The sequence below is a fragment of the Streptococcus sp. 2342 genome (assembly GCF_013276795.1).
In the GTDB taxonomy this organism is placed as follows: Bacteria; Bacillota; Bacilli; order Lactobacillales; family Streptococcaceae; genus Streptococcus.
This window is the reverse complement of record NZ_VMLR01000006.1, coordinates 32,014-49,091: the sequence shown is the minus strand read 5'-3', so window position 1 is coordinate 49,091 and position 17,078 is coordinate 32,014. Positions and strand designations below refer to the sequence as shown.

General features: G+C 39.7%; 16 protein-coding genes and 1 other annotated feature. Of the genes, 5 read left to right on the top strand and 11 right to left on the bottom strand.

Annotated features, from left to right (window positions below; genetic code table 11):
- Positions 1-93 precede the first annotated feature (93 nt).
- Positions 94-678, top strand: a complete 585-nt coding sequence (locus HT689_RS07685) for a hypothetical protein (protein ID WP_153193058.1) — start codon at positions 94-96, stop codon at positions 676-678.
- 34 nt (positions 679-712) lie between these two features.
- Here HT689_RS07685 and HT689_RS07680 read toward each other — a convergent pair whose 3' ends face one another.
- Entirely contained in the window at positions 713-1,051 is a 339-nt protein-coding gene (locus HT689_RS07680) for a helix-turn-helix transcriptional regulator (protein WP_061417958.1), read from the bottom strand.
- 168 nt (positions 1,052-1,219) lie between these two features.
- Between HT689_RS07680 and HT689_RS07675 the strand changes: the two genes are divergently transcribed.
- The 3 genes from HT689_RS07675 (at position 1,220) to HT689_RS07665 (ending at position 6,229) form a co-directional block, all read left to right on the top strand.
- Positions 1,220-3,871 (top strand): SEC10/PgrA surface exclusion domain-containing protein, encoded by a 2,652-nt coding sequence (locus HT689_RS07675; protein WP_173251527.1) that lies wholly within the window; start codon positions 1,220-1,222, stop codon positions 3,869-3,871.
- 84 nt (positions 3,872-3,955) lie between these two features.
- Complete coding sequence (locus tag HT689_RS07670; protein WP_153193056.1) at positions 3,956-4,579, top strand: hypothetical protein; 624 nt, start codon at positions 3,956-3,958, stop codon at positions 4,577-4,579.
- 504 nt (positions 4,580-5,083) lie between these two features.
- On the top strand, positions 5,084-6,229 hold the full coding sequence (locus tag HT689_RS07665; protein WP_173225582.1) for a low temperature requirement protein A: 1,146 nt from the start codon (positions 5,084-5,086) through the stop codon (positions 6,227-6,229).
- Between the two features lie 48 nt (positions 6,230-6,277).
- Here the strand turns inward: HT689_RS07665 and HT689_RS07660 are convergent, their stop codons facing one another.
- Entirely contained in the window at positions 6,278-6,733 is a 456-nt protein-coding gene (locus HT689_RS07660; RefSeq protein ID WP_173225579.1) for a GNAT family N-acetyltransferase, read from the bottom strand.
- A gap of 69 nt (positions 6,734-6,802) precedes the next feature.
- Here HT689_RS07660 and HT689_RS07655 point away from each other — a divergent pair, with 69 nt between their 5' ends.
- The gene (locus HT689_RS07655; protein WP_173225576.1) at positions 6,803-7,462 is read left to right on the top strand and encodes an A24 family peptidase; all 660 of its coding nucleotides are present in this window, start codon (positions 6,803-6,805) and stop codon (positions 7,460-7,462) included.
- Here the strand turns inward: HT689_RS07655 and trpA are convergent.
- The 9 genes from trpA to HT689_RS07610 all read right to left on the bottom strand — a co-directional run bounded on the left by trpA (position 7,434) and on the right by HT689_RS07610 (position 17,054).
- Positions 7,434-8,210 (bottom strand): tryptophan synthase subunit alpha, encoded by a 777-nt coding sequence (gene trpA, locus HT689_RS07650; protein WP_173225573.1) that lies wholly within the window; start codon positions 8,208-8,210, stop codon positions 7,434-7,436. The two genes, HT689_RS07655 and trpA, sit on opposite strands and share 29 nt — an antisense overlap.
- Positions 8,203-9,426, bottom strand: coding sequence for a tryptophan synthase subunit beta (gene trpB, locus HT689_RS07645; RefSeq protein WP_000331265.1), 1,224 nt, complete (start codon positions 9,424-9,426; stop codon positions 8,203-8,205). Before trpB (HT689_RS07645) ends, trpA begins: the two co-directional genes overlap by 8 nt.
- The gene (locus tag HT689_RS07640) at positions 9,404-10,003 is read right to left on the bottom strand and encodes a phosphoribosylanthranilate isomerase (protein WP_173225570.1); all 600 of its coding nucleotides are present in this window, start codon (positions 10,001-10,003) and stop codon (positions 9,404-9,406) included. Before HT689_RS07640 ends, trpB (HT689_RS07645) begins: the two co-directional genes overlap by 23 nt.
- A complete protein-coding gene (trpC, locus tag HT689_RS07635) occupies positions 9,990-10,757 on the bottom strand; it encodes an indole-3-glycerol phosphate synthase TrpC (RefSeq protein WP_173225567.1) in 768 nt (255 codons plus the stop codon). The genes HT689_RS07640 and trpC overlap by 14 nt, the downstream gene beginning before the upstream one ends.
- Complete coding sequence (gene trpD, locus HT689_RS07630) at positions 10,754-11,758, bottom strand: anthranilate phosphoribosyltransferase (RefSeq protein ID WP_173225563.1); 1,005 nt, start codon at positions 11,756-11,758, stop codon at positions 10,754-10,756. The genes trpC and trpD overlap by 4 nt, the downstream gene beginning before the upstream one ends.
- Positions 11,759-11,768: 10 nt before the next feature.
- Entirely contained in the window at positions 11,769-12,335 is a 567-nt protein-coding gene (locus HT689_RS07625) for an aminodeoxychorismate/anthranilate synthase component II (protein WP_173225560.1), read from the bottom strand.
- Positions 12,332-13,693 (bottom strand): anthranilate synthase component I, encoded by a 1,362-nt coding sequence (trpE, locus tag HT689_RS07620; RefSeq protein ID WP_173225557.1) that lies wholly within the window; start codon positions 13,691-13,693, stop codon positions 12,332-12,334. Before trpE ends, HT689_RS07625 begins: the two co-directional genes overlap by 4 nt.
- Before the next feature lie 304 nt (positions 13,694-13,997).
- Positions 13,998-14,223: a binding site (T-box leader), on the bottom strand.
- Positions 14,220-15,398 carry a tryptophan synthase subunit beta gene (gene trpB, locus HT689_RS07615; protein ID WP_033676443.1) on the bottom strand — a complete coding sequence of 393 codons (1,179 nt, stop codon included), beginning with the start codon at positions 15,396-15,398 and terminating at the stop codon, positions 14,220-14,222. (Overlaps the previous feature by 4 nt.)
- Before the next feature lie 426 nt (positions 15,399-15,824).
- Positions 15,825-17,054: a DegT/DnrJ/EryC1/StrS aminotransferase family protein gene (locus tag HT689_RS07610; protein WP_173225554.1), complete on the bottom strand. Its 1,230-nt coding sequence runs from the start codon at positions 17,052-17,054 to the stop codon at positions 15,825-15,827.
- Between the last annotated feature and the right edge of the window lie 24 nt (positions 17,055-17,078).

Sequence of the window (17,078 nt, the reverse complement as noted above, 5' to 3'; positions counted from 1 at the left end):
CTATAAAATGTGTATTTTAAATTTGACAAATCAATATTTACGATATATAATTTATGTGTACGATATACATTAGAAAGTGTTAAGGAATAAAAAATGACTAATTTAAAACTAAAAAGATTATCTGAATTTATTGATGACATGATACAAAAGTATCAAATTGAGGAAACAAAAAATATTAAAAAAAGTTTACGTAGAAAATTTGTTACAGAATTGGAAGCTATGGGACAGTGGGATAAAGCTAATTCTAAAACTTTTGGTCGAAACAGAACAAAGGTATTCAATTATGAAATTCTTGATAGATTAGAGAAACGGTGTGAACGATATTTAGTTAAGAAGAGCGGATTTGATTTTGATAAGTTCAAAGATTATAAAAGCAACATAGATAGTGAAAACTATTTTGAAGAAGCAACAGAAGATGAGCTAAAGGATATGCATGAAAGAGCTGTTTTTAGGTCATGGGCTGGTTCTATTTCAAAAGAAGAGATTCGAGATGTCATGCTAACAGCTTTATTTGAAAAATTTTTTACTTCTATTGATATTGAACAATGGCAAAAAGACAGTGATTTTTTAACAATTGTTGATGCTAATGATGATAGAGAATCTAGTTTTGAATATTACAGGGCGAAGGAACGTTATTCGTCTCACAATAAATCTGCATATTATAAGGAAAGAAAATAAATGAATAAAAAATAACCGCTAGGATGTGTGAATCTTAGCGGTTATTTATGTTGTTTAATAGGGTTGCTACTGCATCAATTATATCTGTTTTTTGTGGTTCTGGTATTTGTTCAAGTTGATTGATAATATTTTCAATTTCTTTACTCTTTTCTGGAAAACCGAAATTAAAAAATGTTTTTTCATCTACTTCAAGAGCTATAAGTATTTTATTCAGTGTTTGTATTTGAAAATTATATTTTTCATTTTCTATGTTGTGGATATGTTTCGAGCCTAAGCCGGCTAATTCGGAAAGTTTTTCTTGGCTTAGCCCTTTTGTTAATCGTAAATATCTAATTCTTTTTGCAATAAAAGTTTGTAAGTTGTTTTGATTCATAATTGTTTACCTTCACTATTATTTTAAAGATAAACATTATAAATAATAAGTAGTACAAATTACACTTGTATAGTATATAAGTGTTGAATATTACACTATATAATGATAAAATAGTGTAGTAAAACTATAAAAATTAGCTCATTTTATCAGCCATCAAAGGAGAAAATGATGAAGAAACTGAAAACCCTAACAACTTCAACAGCTATTGCGCTTGCGTCTGTTGGTGTGCCTGCATTTGCTCAAGAAGCAACTACTACAACAGCAGTTGATACAACTGCTGTAAACGAACCTGCTCTTGTTTCAAAACCTGTAGCTAACGCAAAACCAGAAGTGAAGAAATCTTCTGATGTCAAGCCTGCTCTTGATGCTCAAGCGTCTACTGTTAAGCAAGTTGAAGCTGAAAATGAAACAGCAACCGCTGAAGCTACTTCTGCTAACAAAGTTGTCACAACTACTGAATCTGCTTTGACAAGCGCTAAAGAGGACTTGAAATCAGCTGAAGCTGTTAAAGCCAATGCTACAGAAGAAAATATCACTGCTACAAAAGCAAAACAAGATGCGAATGTAAAAGCTCAAGAAGCCAATCAAAAAGCAACTGAAGCATCTACTGAAGCGATTAAAGCTCAAACTGAAACTGTAGCAACTGAAACAGCTAACGTTGCAAGCGCAACAAGTAAGAAAGCTGAAGCGGATAAAACAGTAACCGCTAAAGAAGCGAATGTAAAATCAGCTGAAGACGCGCTAAATGGTTCAGGACTTGGCGAAGCCAAAGCCTCTCTTGCCCAAGCTGAAAAAGATATTGAACAAGCAAATGCGAATATCTCAAGTGCAACAACAGCTGTCGAAACTGCTAAGAAAGCAGATAGCAACCGCGCAGACGCCATCAAACAAGCTACAAACAATGTAAATGTCAAAAACGATGCCTTGAAACTAGCTAAAGAAATGATGGACGCAGATAAAACAAAAGTTGAATCCATCCAAGAAAAAGCAGATGCTACAGCGTCTAAAGAAAAAGAAGCGCAAACTGCCTTGGATACACAGAAAGCTCTCTCTGGTGAAGCTATCATTCATATGGGAAATCCAGTTCATCATTTGACAGATGAAGAAAAAGCTTATTATGGTCTTGATAAGAACGATATCACATTCTCAGATGCTAAAAGCTATTATGTACGTAATCGTTATAAGAGAGATGGTAAAGCAGACGAACTTATGTTGACAATGGGAGCAAAAATGCATAAAGCTCTAACAGTTGACTTCAATAAGAATGATGATAAACGCAGCATCAATATTGACAATTTAACCGATAAAGAAATTGCTGAAATTAGTGATTTTTATGCTAAATTGGTAAATGCTTTACAAGAAAAAATGGGATATTCAGAAAAATACCGAGCTTATGCTGCACAAGATACTCTTGAACACAGTAAACAAAAAGCTAAAGCTTATGAAGCTCGTGGAACTGACCCTGCTGTAGCTGGTCACATCAATAGAAACACTGATCCTGAAAACATGGCATTCATCTATAAAAGTGATCAAATTTCAACAATGCTTGATTTGAAATATGCTGTGTTAGATGCTTTTAAAGAATATTCATTCTTAGATGATGAATCAAATTGGGGACACGCTGCTAACAACCTAAACGGTGGTGGTGTTGCAATGACTGTCGCTAATATCAATGGTAAACGTTGGTTTGTCAACTCATTTGGTAGCGATGGTAAACATAAAATCAACCTCAACCAAGAACTTGCCCAACTTGAAGCAAAACTAGCTGAAGCACAAAAACAAAATAGCCAAGCTCAAACTGCTCTTACAAATGCTAAAGCAGAATTGGCAGCCGCTTCACGCAAATATGCTTCTGCACTTGACGCTAAAACAGAAGCTGAAAAAGAATTGGCAAGTAAAACAGCTAGTCCACTTCAAACAGAAGTTGCTGAAAAGAACTTGCAATTGGCAAACCTTGCTTTGAAAAATGCACAAGAACGTAAAGCAACTGCTGAAAAAGCTGTTGAAAACTTCTCAAGAAGCCAAGCAGAAAAAGAAATTGCTCTTGAAACAGCTAAAGATGAACTAGCTACAGCTAAAACTGCTCAAAAAGATGCTGAAAATGCTCTTACAAATGCGCAAGCAAAATTGCAAACAGAAGAAAACAAGTTGACTGCACTTCAAGATGAACAAGCGAAGCTCCATGCAGAAAAAGACCAATTGGTATCAGATGCGAAATCAATTGCAACAGAATTGAGTGCTTATCTAAACGCAGATAAGAATCTTACAGATGCGCAAGCAAAAGTAGCTGATTTGGAAACAAAATTGACTCAAGCAAAATCTTCTGCAAAATTGGCACAAGATAAAGTAGACGCAGTTACAGCTAAATTGCAAGCTGAACAAACTAAATTAGCTGAAATCCAAGAAGAGTTTGATAAGTTGCTAGACTTAGAAAACAAAGCTAAAGATAATGTAGTTGCAACTCTACCAGACGGAACTGTTGTGGCTGTACCTCGAGTAGATTCAGATTCTAATACTTTACCTACAGAAAATACTGAAAAAAATGTTGATAAAACAAAACCAGCTTCACAATCAGGTAAAGATGTTGCTTTGGATGCTAAAGAAGATGTTGTTGCGAAAGATAAAGAACAAACAAAAGATAAACAACAAACATATTCAGCTCCAGCTGTTAAAGCAGGTGCAGATGAAAAAGTGACATATTCACGAGTAGAACGTTCAAAATCATTACCAAATACTGGAGAGTCATCAAGTGTTGCAATGTTGGTATTCGGTGCAATTCTTGGAACATTTGGAGTTGTAACAGTACGTAGAAAAAATTAGAATAATAAAAAAATCTTCTTATCATAAATAGGAAGATTTTTGTTAAAATATATTAAAAGAAAGAAATAATGTGAGGATTAAAAAATGAGAACTCCTAAGATATATAATGATTTAATTAAGAATAAAGAAATAACAAATAAAATTATTGCAGAATGTATATATTCTGTTAATAAAAGAGCAAAAAACTATCGAGATAAAATAGAAGATTATAAGCAAGCTGGATTCTATAGATACAAAGAAAATAATATTGAAAATGCAAAAGAACAGAAAGAAAAATACTATAGTATGAAAGAAGATTTATTATTAAACTTCAGTCCAAAATTAATTCATAAACAGTATGCAGGTGAGAAAAGACAACGAGTCTATAGTTATCAAAAAAATTATGAAAAACTATATAATGAAAAAAGAAATGATATTGTTTGGGAAAATAGTTACTATGACTACGATAGAAATAAGGAAGTTGAATTTTTTGATTATAGCTTAGGTGAGAAAAAATATTTATATTTCTTATATTATGAAATCGGTGAATATAGTTTTCATACCCCAATTACAGAAGAAAGGGTAGAAAAAAATACTCAATTGGAAATCAAAGAAATAGATGAGAATTTTCAAACTCATGGAGCTGATATAGTAGATTTACTTTCAACTCAATTTGTTCAAAAAGTAATAGACTTGTTAGATAGTGGAGATTATACAATTATAGAATAATTAAAAAAATCTTCTTACGTTTGTAGGAAGATTTTTTGGATTCACAAAACTAGTTTAAAAGACTACGCTATTTAAACCATTTTTGAGAATGCATATCGGACTATACCAATTGCGCCGAACACGGTATCGAACCATGTATAAAAAATCGTGATTATTGATTTTTTAAACTTAGGAATTACAGGAAAAACTAAAAATTTATTTGGTCAACCACTGGTCAATTTCCTTAATTTCAATACTAACTAGCGTGTGATAATATCTTGATTTAATCGCTTTTTACTTATTTATTTTAACTTATTTTAACGCTAATTTACATGTAGGGGGCATCTATATACAACAGGAAAAGCCTTGGAATCAAGGCTTTTTTGTGTAGTCTTAGAACTAAAAAACGATAGAAAAAACGCCCCTTCTGAACTGCGCCATATGAAGTTATTTAAGCACCTCCTTTTCTTTTATTGCCATTTTCTGTTATAGTAAATTGTACTTCTAAAATAGAAAGGTCTTAAGATGACAACTCTTATTAAACATAAACGTGTAGAATTTTCAGAACTTTTTTATGACTTAGTTTTTGTTTTTGCAATTTCAAAAGTAACTACTTTAATCGACCATCTTCATAACGGTATTTTGACTTGGAATTCTTTCCTTGATTTTTTCATTGCTATTTTGGTTCTCATCGATTCCTGGATGATTCAAACCGATTATACCAATCGCTATGGAAAGAACTCTTTATTTAACATGGTAATCATGTTTATCAAAATGGGACTTTTACTCTTTATAGCCAATATGATTGGACCTGATTGGCAACAATATTTTCATTATCTCTGTTGGGCTATTGGTACATTAACCCTTACCTTATTTTTTCAATATTTGGTTGAATTTTTTAGAAAATCAACCGATGATGTTGAACGGGAAAGTATCAAAGGTTTTCTATGGATAACAGGTCTAGGAAGTTTAGGAGTCTATCTAGCAACTCTTCTTCCTATTTACGTTAGAGTCTATATCTTCTTTGCTAGTATTCTGTTTATCTTTATTATGCCAAGTATCTTGCTTAATAAAGATAAGCATTACCAGGTAAATCTTCCCCATTTAATCGAGCGCATCTCCCTTCTTGTCATTATTACGTTTGGAGAGATGATTACGAATCTAGCTAACTTCTTTACAATCGAGAATTTCTCGATTTATTCGGTTCTTTATCTCATTATTATGATTTCTCTGTTCTTGTTTTATTTTGGTCAATTCGACCATGCTATTGATGAAAAATCTAATCAAAAGGGACTATTTCTAATTTACAGTCACTATCCTATTTTCATTGGACTTATGATGATGACTGTATCGATGAGTTTTCTTCAGAATCCTGAAGCTAATCGTCTCTTTGCAACCAGCTTCTCTTATATCGGATTTGGCCTCTTTCAAGCTGCTGTCCTAGTAAATGGGCCCTATAACAAACACTATCTTCGCTATTCGAAAAGTTACTACTGTGTCCAAGCGACACTCTATCTGGCTGCCTTGATTCTCTCTTTAATCTTTGCTTCTAATCCTATAATAGTAGTGAGTATAACAACCATTTTAGCTCTAGCTATAGCCATTCATTTTATTTATTTTTATATGACACAGAATAAAAAATATTCCAAATCTAACTGGGAGTTATTTTAATGAGTTTATAACATAAAAAAGCTTTGGGAACCAAGGCTTTTTTGATTTCTATCTAAACTTTTTCATAAGGTATTTTCGTGCAGGTGCTTCAATGGTTTGAACAATTTCAAATCCTTCTTTTTGATAGAGGTGCTTGGCTGCTTGATTTGCATCGAAGACATTTAGAGAAATACTATCTATGTCTCCATTTTCAAAAGTCAAACTAACAAATTTCCTTAAGGCCTGGCTACCTAAGCCTTGCCCCTGTTTCTGGGGGTTGATAAAAAATCTTCCAATATGAAGATTGCTGTCTTCTTGCCTGATTTTCTGGATAAGCCCCACAAACTCGTATCCATCAAAGATTGAAAAGATTCCTTCCAAATCTTGCAAGACTTGAATGGTCAAGGGAAAAGGAATCATTGGTCCCATCCATTGTTCTTGAAAGGATTTGCCGAGGGAGTTGGACCATTGGCATACGAGCTGAGCATTTTCTGTGCTCACCTTTTCTTCAAAACGAATTATCATCTTTGCCTCACCATCTTATCTATGTTTCTCCATTATACTACTTCTCCTATTTTTTACGAATAGATAAGTATGATTGATTTTTATTTTTTTCTTGTTGGGAGCATTCTCGCTTCCTTTCTCGGTTTGGTCATTGACCGTTTTCCTGAGCAGTCCATTATCCGACCTGCTAGTCACTGCGATTCCTGTCAGACTCGCTTGCGTCCCTTAGATTTGATTCCGATTCTCTCGCAGATCTTCAATCGCTTTCGCTGTCGCTACTGCAAGGCTCCTTATCCTGTCTGGTATGCCCTCTTTGAACTAAGCTTAGGACTCCTCTTTCTATCTTGGTCTTGGGGTTTTCTTTCCTTGGGGCAAGTCATCCTAATCACTGCTGGTTTGACCTTGGGCATCTACGACTTTCGCCATCAGGAATATCCCTTACTGGTCTGGATAACTTTCCATCTGCCTCTAATGGTCTACTCAGGCTGGAATCTGGTCATGGTCTTTTTCCTTGTCCTAGGAATTCTAGCTCATTTTATCGATATCCGTATGGGTGCAGGGGATTTTCTCTTTTTAGCTTCTTGTGCTCTCGTCTTTAGTGCGACCGAATTACTCATCTTGATTCAGTTTGCTTCTGCAACAGGGATTCTGGCCTTTCTCCTGCAAAAGAAAAAGGAAAGACTTCCTTTCGTGCCTTTCCTATTACTCGCTACTTGTGTGATTATTTTTGGTAAGCTACTGCTTGTTTGATAAAGTCCTGAATCGGCTCTCCTTTGTGGAGAGCTTTTACGATTTTTGAACCGACGATAACACCATCTGACACCGCATTGAAGCGTTCTACATCGGCTTGACTAGATACACCAAATCCTGTCAAGACGGGGATGTCAGCCACTTGATGCAATTGTGCCAAGTGCTTGTCCAAATCTGCTCGGTAATTGCCTGATTTCCCTGTCACCCCATTGATAGCAACGGCATAGACAAAACCTTCTGCCCCTTCAATCAACTCTTTCTGACGCTCAATCCCTGTCGTCAAACTAACTAGAGGAATCAAGACGATGTCTGTATCTGCCAAAAAAGGCTCTACAAAGTTAGCATGTTCATGAGGCAGGTCTGGGATAATCAATCCCTTAACCGCTGTATCTGCCAAATCTTTGACAAAGTTCTCCACACCGTACTGAAAGAGGGGGTTGAAGTAGGTCATAATGACCAGTGGAATCTCTGTTTCAATGGTTTTCAAGGTTTCAACCAAAGCTTGTGTCGAAGTACCATGAGCTAGACTGCGCAAGCCTGCTTCTTCGATAACAGGTCCATCTGCGACAGGATCTGAAAAGGGAATACCCACTTCAATGGCAGAGACACTCAAATCTTCTAAAAAGTGGATTGTTTCACCGAGACCATCCAAACCTTTCTCGTGGTCTCCAGCCATGATATAGGGAACGAAAATTCCTTTTCCAGCTGCTTTTATAGCATTCAATTTTTCTGTTAATGTCTTAGGCATGAGCTTCTCCCTTCTTTGCTGCATCTGCTTCCAAGCGGTCCTTGACTTGAACCACATCCTTGTCCCCACGACCTGATAGACAGACAATCATGGACTTGTCTGGACCCAGTTCTTTGGCTAATTTCACCGCAAAGGCGATAGCATGGCTAGATTCCAAGGCTGGGATAATCCCTTCCACACGAGACAAGAGCTGGAATCCTTCCAAGGCTTCCTCGTCCGTCACAGGGACATAGCTAGCACGTTTAATATCGTGGTAGTGAGAATGTTCTGGACCGATACCAGGATAGTCCAAACCTGCTGAAATAGAGAAGGCTTCAAGAATTTGACCATGGGCATCTTGGAGCACATCCATAAGGGAACCGTGAAGGACACCTGGGCGACCCTTGGTCAAGGTAGCTGCGTGGTGCTCTGTATCCACACCAAGCCCTGCTGCTTCAGCTCCATACATAGCTACAGACTCATCTTCTACAAAGGGATGGAAGAGACCGATGGCATTTGAACCACCTCCAACACAGGCTACTAAGGCATCTGGCAGATCTTGACCTGTCAAGTCGCGGTACTGTTGTTTAGCTTCTCGACCGATGACACTTTGGAAGTCACGAACAATTTCTGGGAATGGATGAGGTCCTAAGGCAGATCCAAGGATATAGTGGGTATCATCGATATTAGCTACCCATGAACGAAGGGCTGCATTGACCGCATCCTTGAGCACGCGCGAACCATCTGTCACTGCCTCAACCTTGGCTCCCAAAAGCTCCATACGGAAGACATTGAGGGCTTGGCGTTTGACATCTTCCTCACCCATGTAGATAGTACATTCCATGTTAAAGAGGGCTGCAGCTGTTGCAGTTGCTACACCGTGCTGACCAGCACCTGTTTCTGCGATAATTTTCTTTTTACCCATGCGTTTAGCCAGAAGAACTTGTCCCAAGGCATTGTTAATCTTGTGAGCCCCTGTATGGTTAAGGTCTTCACGTTTAAGATAAATCTTGGCTCCGCCAATATGCTGGGTCAAGTTTTTTGCGTAGTAAAGAGGAGTTTCACGTCCTACGTACTGACGTAAGAGCTGATTTAATTCCTCTTGGAAACTTGGGTCTGCCTGACTTTCACGGTAAGCCTTCTCCAACTCCAAAACTGCTGTCATCAATGTTTCTGGGACAAAACGTCCGCCGAATTTTCCGTAAAATCCATCTTTATTTGGTTCCTGATATGCCATGCTTTACCCTCTCTATAAATCTTCTAATCTTTTCATGATCTTTTTGTCCGTCTGTCTCCACTCCGCTTGATACATCGACTGCATAGGGAGTAAAGTGTTGAATTGCTTTTACTACATTGTCTTCATTAAGCCCACCTGCGATAAAGAAGGGCTGAGTTAATTCTGTCGTATCCAGTTGTCCCCAGTCAAAGGTCTGGCCACTCCCTGCCACAGGGGCATCAAAGAGTAGATAGTCTGCCTGAGAATTGGGCACATGACCCTCTCCATCCACCTGCACAGCCTGAATACTGGCACAAGGCAAATTCTCAAACAAATCATCCGCCACCTGACCATGAACTTGAATCAAGTCCAAGTCAACTTTTTCAATCGCTTCTAGCAGTTCTGCCCGACTTGGTGAAACAAACACACCAACCTTTTTGACATCTGCAGGAATAAGCTTTGCCAGCTCGGCAGCCTGATCCAAAGTCACCTGTCTTTTACTAGGTGCAAAGACAAAACCGATGTAGTCGGCTCCTGCTGAGACGGCTGTTTCCACCGCTTCTTTGGTCGATAGTCCGCAAATTTTAACCTTTGTCAATCTGCAACTCCTTGATTCTCTGAGCTACATCTTCTGCCTGCATAAGAGCTGTCCCAACTAAAATTCCATTAAAGTATGATGCTACTCGTTCCGCATCCTGCCCTGTGAAAATAGCAGATTCAGAAATGTACAAGCAATCATCTTTGAAATGTTTAGCCAAGTCTACACTGGTCTGCAAGTCAACTTCAAAGGTGGTCAAGTTGCGGTTATTGACCCCGATAATCTGGGCACCAAGTCTGTGAGCCACTTCTAGTTCAGCTAGATTGTGAGTCTCCACTAAAACTTCCAGACCAAGCTCTGTCGCATAGTCATAAAGTTCCTTGAGACGTTCTTCTGACAAGGCTGCAACGATGAGCAAGATGACTGTCGCACCAGCATTGCGAGCTCGAATGATTTGCTTTTCATCGATAATAAAGTCCTTGTTAAGCGTCGGAATGTTTACCTGACTGGAAATCTCCCGTAGATAATCCAAATGCCCTTTAAAGAAAACTTCATCTGTCAAAACAGAAATCATCACTGCTCCGTTTTCTTCATAAGTCTGGGCCTGTTGCACAATATCCACATCGAGATTGATATCTCCCAAACTAGGGCTAGCTTTCTTGACCTCAGCGATTACCTGCAAGCGGTCTTGGTGTTGCTTTAGATAGTCAGCCAAGCGATAGGTCTGGCGCAGGGGCTGGATTTCCTCCAGCTCCATCTGCTCCACCTCACTCGCCTTCTGCTCTAAAATTCGTGCTAAAAATTCCTGACTCATTTTTGGTACTCCTGTAACAGTCTGAGTTTTTCAAGAGCCTTGCCACTAGCAATCACTTGACGAGCTAAGGCAACTCCTTCCTTGATATTATCTACCTTACCATTAGCATAGAAACCAAGACCAGCATTTAAGACTGTCGTTTCCAAGAATGGACTTGGTTCATTTTTAAGAACGCTGAGCAAAATTTCTGCATTTTCCTGAGCATTGCCACCACGGATATCTTCGATAGCGTAACGCTCCATCCCTAAATCCTCTGGAGTAAAGCTTGACAAGCTGATTTCGCCATTCTCAAGAAGAGCAATCTTAGTTGTTCCATTCAAGCCAGCTTCATCCAATCCTTCTGGCCCAGCAACCACGATGGCACGCTTGCGACCCATATTTTTCAAAACCTGAGCTGTACTTTCTAGAAGTTCTGGACGACTAATTCCAAGAAGCTGTGTTTCCAAAGCCATTGGGTGAATCAGAGGACCAGTCAAGTTCATAATCGTTGGAATTCCCAATTCCAAACGAGCTGGCATGATGTATTTCATTGCTGGATGCATATTTTTAGCAAAGAGAAAGACGATGCCAGTTTTATCAAAGACCTTACCTAGTTCAGCTGGTTTGAGGTCTAGGTTGATACCCAAGGCTTCGAGAACATCTGCAGAACCAGATTTAGAAGAAATCGAACGGTTACCGTGCTTGGCCATGTGAATACCGCCACCAGCCAAGACAAAGGCTGCAGTTGTGGAAATATTAAAACTGAAAGACTTGTCCCCACCTGTACCACAGTTGTCCATAGCATCATGAATTTCAGTTGGAATATGTTGGGCATGCCCTCTCATGACTTGGGCAATGGCTGTGCGTTCTTCAGGTGTTTCCCCCTTCATCTTAAGAGCTAAGAGGAGAGAAGCAATCTGCGCCTCCGTTACACGCCCAGTTACGATACGCTCAATGACATCCGTCATTTCCACACCTGATAAATTTTCAAATTTTGCTAGTTTTTCAATAATCTCTTTCATCCTAGTTTCCTCACTTTACAACATTCTCGATAAAATTCCGAATAGAAGACAAGCCATCTGGCGTTCCGATACTTTCTGGATGGTACTGGAATCCATAAATTGGAAGGGATTTGTGTTGAATTCCCATAATAGCTTGGTCATCAGTCGAACGAGCTGTCACTTCAAAGTCTTCTGGCATTTCTTCAATCAAAATACTGTGGTAACGCATGACCGCACGGCCGTCCTCAATGCCTTGATACAATACAGATGGGGCTTCAAAGCTGATATTGCTCTGTTTCCCATGCATGACTTTTGGAGCCAAGCCTAGCTTACCACCAAAGACTTCTGCAATGGCTTGGTGGCCCAAACAAATCCCTAGAATCGGCTTCTTGACTGCAAAGTCACGAATCATGTCTTCCATCTTACCAGCATCAACTGGCCAACCAGGACCAGGAGAAAAGACCAGACCATCTGCTTTTTCAGCTTCTTCATACAGCTTGGGATCATCATTTCTCAAGACCTGCACTTCTGCAAAATTCCCAATGTATTGCGCCAAGTTATAGGTAAAAGAATCATAGTTGTCAATCAATAAAATCATGGTCTTAGTTCTCCAATTCTAGTCATAGATTTAGCCTTGTTAATGGTTTCTTGGTATTCGTTTTGGGCGATGGAGTCATAGACAATCCCTGCCCCAGCCTGCACATAAGCTGTTTGATTTTTGAGAATCATAGTTCGGATGGCAATGGCAAAATCCATATCACCTGTCGCAGACAAGTAGCCAATCGCTCCTGCGTATACGCCACGTTTTTCCGTTTCCAGTTCATAGATGCGTCTCATAGCACGAATCTTTGGTGCTCCTGACACTGTTCCAGCAGGAAGTGTTGATTTCAAGGCATCCATTGCAGTGAGTTCTGGAAGCAAACGCCCCTTGACCACGCTGGTCAAATGCATGACATAGCGGAAGAGCTCCACTTCCATATACTTAGTAACTTGGACACTGGCCGTTTCAGAAATGCGACCGATATCATTACGTCCCAAATCTACTAGCATCCGATGTTCTGCTGTTTCCTTCTCATCAGAAAGTAAATCTGTCGCCAAGGCCTTGTCCTCTTCTTCCGTAGCCCCTCTTGGTCTCGTTCCCGCAATCGGATTGGTTGTCACGATGCCATTTTTGACTGAAACCAAACTTTCAGGACTGGCACCGATGATTTGGTAATCATCAAAATCATAGAAATAGAGATAATTAGATGGATTGGTCACGCGAAGATTTCTGTAGAAGTCAAATGGATTTCCAGTAACCTCTGCTGAGAAGCGCTGACTGAGTACACATTGGAACATATCCCCGTTACGAATCAAGTCACGAGCTGTTTCCACCATTTCCTCAAACTTCTGAGGAGCGATATGCGGTTTGAAGTCCAGCGGAGATAAATCCAAATCTTCAAATTCATTTGGAGCAGGGATGCGTAATTCCTCCAGCACTTGGTTCAAGGCTTCTTCCAAATCTTCTTGACTGCGCTCGCTGTAAAGAGCATCCTCTATAACATGAATTTTTTCCTTCTTGTGGTCAAAAACTATGTAACTCTCATAGACAAAGAAATGCATGTCTGGCGTTCCAATGGTATCCTCAGGGATTTGACCAATTTCTTCATAGAGCGAAATCATATCGTAACCAACAAAGCCAATAGCTCCCCCACCAAAAGGTAGGTCTGAATGGTGCTGGCTCTTATGAGCCACTTCATAAAGGAAATCCAAAGGATCCCGATCAATCACTTGACCATTTTGATAAAGGACTCCATTTTCAAACTTAATCTCAAAAACTGGATTATAGGCTAGGATAGAAAAACGAGCGGTTTCCTTGTCTCTCGGAATACTCTCTAAGATAACCTTGTGTTGCCCCTTTAGGCGCATATAAGCCAAGATTGGTGATAAGACATCTCCATGAATGATTCGTTCCATTGTAATTTCCCTTTCAGTTCCTTATTTTTAATTTTTTATCTTTTTTCTATTTCCCTTAAATAGTGCGGACGGGAGCAACTTTCTCCGAAATTTCATCCCTAATTTTTGAGCCATGTGTCTCAAAAATTCCGTCCTAGAGAAGCATCTTTGCTTCTCTAAGATACCACTATGGCGGGAAATAGCGGTTTAATGCTCACTTCGTTCGCAAATATTTTATAGAAATTTATCTAGTGATGAAGCATAATTTAAAACTGATAGCCATATCTACGATAAATATATAAAAAACCCCACGCAAAATAACTTGCGTGAGGACGAAATTCGCGGTGCCACCTCAATTATAGGATTTCTCCTATCTCTCATTCCTGTCTTAGAAAGATTCTGTAACAGGCTGTGCGATAAAGGGCACTCCCTTGAGAATTATGTTTTCTTCTCTTGTTTCAGATGGACCCAACCTTACAGCTTTCTCTGCTTGTTTCCAGCAACCACAAGCTCTCTGTGAGAGAAAAGACTGTAATTTTTCCATCTTTTATTTTTTAGCTTCTAGGTAGTCTGCAATCGCAGCTACGTCCTTGTCTCCACGACCAGAGACATTGATGATGATAATATCATCTTTACTTAGTTTTGGTGCACGTTTAACTGCTTCTGCGATAGCGTGCGAACTTTCAATCGCTGGGATAATTCCTTCAGTCTTGCTGAGAAGGAGGAGAGCCTGAACAGCTTCTTCATCCGTCGCAGCCACATATTCCACGCGACCTGAATCTTTGAAGTAGGCGTGTTCTGGGCCAACCCCTGGATAGTCCAATCCAGCTGAGATAGAGTAAACTGGAGCCAACTCTCCATCTTCCTTAAAGACTGCATAAGTCTTCATGCCGTCGACAATTCCGATACTACCTTTTGTCATAGTAGCTGCGTGCTTGTCTGTGTCAAGTCCGTGACCAGCAGCTTCGACCCCAACCAATTTAACTTCTTCATCAGCCACATACTGAGAAAATGCACCAATAGCATTAGAACCACCACCTACACAAGCAATGACATAGTCTGGTAAGCGTCCTTCTTTTTCTAAGATTTGACGGCGAGATTCTTCACTGATGACTTTTTGGAACTCATGAACAATGGTTGGATATGGGTGAGGTCCCACAGCAGATCCCAGAACATAAAAGGCTTCAAGGTCATTCATCCATGCTCCAAAGGCTGCATCAACCGCATCCTTAAGAGTTCGTGTTCCCGTTTCAACTGCATGAACAGTTGCTCCCATCATCTCCATACGGAAAACATTGAGACGTTGACGTTCCACATCTTCTGCCCCCATGTAGACGTCACAGGCCATACCAAACTTGGCTGCAGCCGCTGCTGTCGCAACACCGTGCTGACCAGCTCCTGTTTCCGCGATCACTCGTTTTTTGCCCATACGTTTGGCAAGAAGAATTTGTCCTAAAACATTGTTAAGTTTGTGAGAACCAAGGTGGTTAAGGTCTTCGCGCTTGAGATAAATCTTAGCACCACCTAGGTGCTCTGTCAAACTTTCTGCAAAATAGAGCGGTGTTTCGCGACCTGAATAGTCCTTCAAGTAATGGCGAAATTCTGCCAAAAATTCTGGATCATCCTTGTACTTTTCAAATGTCACTTCCAACTCATCCAACAAAGCCTGAATCGGCTCCGGTACAAAACTACCACCAAATTGTCCAAAATAACCTTTAGTTGTCATAAAATTTTTCCTCTTTCAGTATTTATTCGACTTTTTGTTTGCTTTTAGTAGTAGGCAAGGAGCTGCAGATAGAACTCAAGTTCATCAAAGCGACTTAACGCCCTAATAAAAGATAAACAAAATGACGGATAGAAAAAAGCCCACACACAGAAAATACTTCCGTGTGAGGGCGTTGGTAACGCGGTGCCACCTCAATTATAAAGGGACTATCCCTTTACATCTCTGCCTTGTCTAACAACAAGTTGCACTGTAAGGTGTGCGCACCGAATTTTCATTGTTTCAAATTCATTTTTAAAATCAGCCCACTTTCACTACTTCCAACCACCTGTTCACAATCACCACAGGCTCCCTGAAGATCAAAAATAGTTACTTTTCTGATTTGTTGAACTTATTTTAATACTTTGTTTTTTCTTTGTCAAGACTTTTTTACAATTTTTTTGATGAAGCTAGTACTTTTTCAGAAACTGTTTTGAAAGTCTCAATGATATAGTCCACTTCTTCATCGCTTAGTTTAGTATGAAGAGGGAGAGTAATTTCATTTTCAAAGAAGGCATAAGCCTTAGGATAGTTCGCCATATCAAAGCCAAGATTCTTATAAGCTGTCAAGAGCGGAAGTGGTTTGTAGTGGACGTTACTTGCAATTCCTGCTTTGGCTAATTCTTGGATGATGAGGTTGCGCTCTTCTAAACTTGCTCCTTCTACATGGGTGATGTAGAGGTGGCGTGAAGATTCGACAGTTTCAGTCTTGTGTGCCAATGGATAGATACGAGAACCTGCAAAACCACGATCATAACGGTCCACGATGTCCTTACGACGGCCAAGCAAACTTGGGTAACGATCCAATTGTACCAATCCAAGTGATGCCATTATATCTGTCATATTGCACTTGTAGGCTGGTGTGACGATATCGTATTCCCATGAACCCAGTTGCATCTTGGCAAGAGCATCCTTAGTTTGCCCGTGAAGGGAAAGGATTTGGAATTCTTTGTACATCTCTTCGTCATCAATCGCTGGACTTGTTTTCCAAGTCGCACTTCCTCCCTCAGCTGTTGTAAAGTTCTTAACAGCATGGAAAGAGAAGGATGTAAAGTCAGCGATAGAACCAGCTGGTTGTCCTTTATATGTTGATCCCAAAGCATGGGCACTATCAGAAACAATCACGATACGGTTAAAGGCTTTTTGCCACTTGCTTGACGCAGTAAAGAGATCACGTTTTTTCTCCACGACTTGGAACAAACGGTCATAATCGCAAACAATCCCTGCGAGCTCTACTGGGATGATCACCTTAGTTTTCTCAGTGATAGCTTGCTCCAGCAGATCATAGTCCATCTCAAACGTATCTGCTTGGATATCCACCATGACAGGGGTTGCTCCCACGTGCGTGATGACACTACATGAAGCTGTGTAAGTCATAGCTGGAACGATGACTTCATCACCAGGCCCCACTTCCAAAACACGCAAAATCAACTCAAGAGCGGCAGTCGCAGAGTTGAGGCAGACAGTCTTAGGCGTCTGTGTGTATTGAGACAAGCGACGCTCTAGTTCTTTTGTCTTAGGACCTGTTGTAATCCAACCAGAACGAAGAGTATCCGCTACTTCAGCAATTTCTGCTTCCGTAATATCGGGTGGTGAAAATGGAATATTGTAATTTGGCATTGATTTGCTCCTTTTATCTGTACT